We start from the raw sequence: 3,437 nt of genomic DNA on the forward strand, positions 1-3,437 counted from the left end.
TAATACAGCCTTTATTAAAAATGAAAATATCTGAAAAAGGTAGAAAAAGTAACTTTCTGTATAAAATCTGATTCAAAAATACATAAATGCCTAGATGAATTACCTATTTTTACATGATTAATAGGCTCGAAAAAATCGAATGAATGTTCGTTTTTTTGCTCGACAAATGCCGCAAAAGAGGTTATATTATTAATAGGTTCTAAATAAAGATCTGGCTATTAACTTTTTGGTTTATATATAAGGGAGGAACTAGTAGTGAGTAATGATCGTAAAGCGGCCTTAGAAATGGCGCTCAAACAGATTGAAAAGCAATTCGGTAAAGGCTCCATTATGAAAATGGGAGAGAAAACTGATACTAGGATTTTAACAAGCCCAAGCGGCTCGTTAGCCATTGATGCAGCACTTGGTGTTGGTGGATATCCGAGAGGACGTATTATTGAAATTTACGGCCCTGAAAGCTCAGGTAAAACAACAGTAGCCTTACATGCAATTGCAGAAGTACAAGCTGCAGGCGGACAAGCAGCGTTTATCGATGCTGAGCATGCCCTTGACCCAGCATATGCACAAAAACTAGGAGTAAACATTGATGAGTTATTGTTATCTCAACCTGACACAGGGGAACAGGCCTTAGAAATCGCAGAGGCTCTTGTACGAAGCGGTGCAATTGATATTCTAATAATCGATTCCGTTGCTGCATTAGTTCCGAAAGCAGAAATTGAAGGAGAAATGGGAGATTCTCATATGGGTCTTCAAGCACGCTTGATGTCTCAAGCACTCCGTAAACTTTCTGGTGTCATTAACAAATCGAAAACAATCGCAATCTTTATAAACCAAATTCGTGAAAAGATTGGTGTTATGTTCGGGAACCCTGAAACGACACCTGGTGGACGCGCGTTAAAATTCTACTCTACTGTTCGTGTTGAAGTACGACGCGGAGAAGCACTTAAGCAAGGTACAGATATAATTGGAAACAAAACGAAGATTAAGATTGTTAAAAATAAGGTTGCGCCGCCATTCCGTACGGCTGAAGTGGATATTATGTATGGTGAAGGTATATCTAAAGTGGGTGAACTCGTTGACATCGGCTCTGAATTAGATATTGTTCAAAAGAGTGGTTCTTGGTATTCATATAATGAAGAAAGAATTGGCCAAGGGCGAGAAAATGCAAAGACGTTCCTTAAAGAAAATCCAAGTATTGCGCTTGAAATTCAACAGAAAATTCGTGATCACTTCGGATTAGATGGAGAAAAAATAGTCACAGAAACAGATGATGATGAGCAATTTGAATTAATAGACTAATATTAAAAGCAAAGCCTGATGGGTTTTGCTTTTTTTGATAAAATCGTATAAATATAAGTGAAGTTGCATATTTATTCATATATACAGAATATTTTACTTGAAAAAATATGAACAAAGTCCAAATATTTCAAAAAGCTAGCAGGACTTACCCTTGACAATGAATATACACACATTTACAATTAAAATGTATATTTTACATTTTTGTTAATATTACATTGAAAAGCTTGGTGCTTGCTGTATGTTGAACCAAACCAATATACATGCCGACACTTAAAAAATGTTAAAAAGTTCATAGCAAGAGGAGGTGTAACGATGGACACTATTACTATCATCTCCATTTTGCTTGGCATTATCGTCGGTGCCGTTGTTGGCTATTTTGCTCGTAGATCTATTTCTGAGGCAAAAATAGCAGGTGCAAAGAATGCTGCAGAGCAGATTCTTGAAGATGCAAAGCGAGACGCTGATTCAGTGAAAAAAGAAGCTTTGCTTGAGGCAAAGGATGAAATTCACAAGCTTCGTACAGAAGCCGAACGTGAGGTTCGAGAACGAAGAAATGAACTGCAAAAACAAGAAAACCGTTTACTGCAAAGAGAAGAGAATTTAGATCGAAAGGATGACTCGTTAAATAAACGAGAAATTCTATTAGAAAAGAAGGATGATTCTCTAAACCAAAGACAACAGCATATTGAACAGATGGAAAGCAAAGTGGACGAACTGGTACGAAAACAACAAACTGAACTTGAACGTATTTCAAGTTTGACGCGCGAGGAAGCAAAGCACATCATTATCGATAAAATGGAGCAGGAGTTAACCTACGAGACTGCGATAATGATTAAGGAAAGTGAAAACCGCGTGAAGGAAGAATCAGATAAAAAAGCGAAGGAAATCCTATCGCTCGCAATCCAACGTTGCGCTGCTGATCATGTTGCGGAAACGACAGTTTCTGTAGTCAACCTTCCAAATGATGAAATGAAGGGCCGTATCATAGGCCGTGAAGGAAGAAATATCCGTACACTTGAGACACTAACTGGAATTGATTTGATTATCGATGATACTCCAGAGGCTGTTATTCTATCAGGCTTCGACCCAATACGTCGAGAAACTGCCCGATTGGCGCTTGAAAAGTTAGTCCAAGACGGACGTATCCATCCTGCACGTATCGAGGAAATGGTTGAGAAATCTCGTCGAGAAGTGGATGAGTATATTCGTGAAGTAGGTGAACAAACGACCTTTGAAGTCGGAGTTCACGGATTGCATCCAGACCTAATAAAAATTCTTGGACGATTGAAGTTCCGTACAAGTTACGGACAAAATGTTTTAAAACATTCAATGGAGGTTGCACAGCTTTCAGGATTGCTTGCAGCTGAACTTGGAGAGGATGAAACACTAGCACGTCGTGCAGGTTTACTACACGACATCGGAAAAGCAATTGACCATGAAGTGGAAGGAAGCCATGTTGAAATTGGGGTTGAGCTTGCAACTAAGTACAAGGAACACCCAGTTGTTATCAATAGTATTGCTTCACATCATGGGGATACTGCACCAACATCAATTATTTCCGTTCTAGTTGCTGCTGCTGATGCTTTATCAGCTGCTAGACCAGGTGCACGCAGTGAGACTCTTGAAAACTATATCCGCCGCTTAGAAAAGCTAGAGGAAATTTCTGAGTCCTATGATGGTGTTGAGAAATCCTTTGCGATTCAAGCTGGTCGCGAAGTGCGTATCATTGTAAGACCTGATGCAGTTGATGATTTAGCTGCACATCGTCTAGCTCGAGATATTCGCAAACGAATAGAAGAAGAGCTTGATTATCCAGGACATATTAAAGTAACAGTCATCCGTGAAACACGGGCTGTGGAATACGCAAAATAAAGCGGTGCGAAAGCACTGCTTTATTTTTTGACTGTGTTAATGGATGAATACTTTTGAATTTATTAGCTGTTGATTTGCGCGGAAGGCACGAGACTCCTCGAAAATGCTATCGCATTTTCTTCGTGCGTGGGCAAACTCAAGGATGTAAATTCAAAGTCCTGCGGGATTAGCAGGTCAGGGTGAGACCCCGCAGACGCGCAGCGGCGAGGAGGCTCACCGACCACCCGCGGAAAGCGAAGTGCCTCGCGACAGGCAGAGACCGCCTG

2 protein-coding genes are annotated in these 3,437 nt (G+C 40.2%); both read left to right on the forward strand.

All coding sequences use genetic code 11. The features are described from left to right. The first annotated feature begins 255 nt into the window (after positions 1-255). On the forward strand, positions 256-1,299 hold the full coding sequence (recA, locus tag V7124_RS01145) for a recombinase RecA (protein ID WP_335485101.1): 1,044 nt from the start codon (positions 256-258) through the stop codon (positions 1,297-1,299). Between the two features lie 312 nt (positions 1,300-1,611). Further along, positions 1,612-3,171: a ribonuclease Y gene (gene rny, locus V7124_RS01150; RefSeq protein ID WP_335413610.1), complete on the forward strand. Its 1,560-nt coding sequence runs from the start codon at positions 1,612-1,614 to the stop codon at positions 3,169-3,171. Positions 3,172-3,437: the final 266 nt, after the last annotated feature.

This window comes from Neobacillus niacini, from assembly GCF_036961885.1.
GTDB lineage: Bacteria > Bacillota > Bacilli > Bacillales > Cytobacillaceae > Neobacillus > Neobacillus niacini_H.

What these genes read in the sequence shown, in the direction of transcription:
- rny (WP_335413610.1), top strand. Translation starts at nt 1,612, where the DNA reads ATGGACACTATTACTATCATCTCCATTTTGCTTGGCATTATCGTCGGT.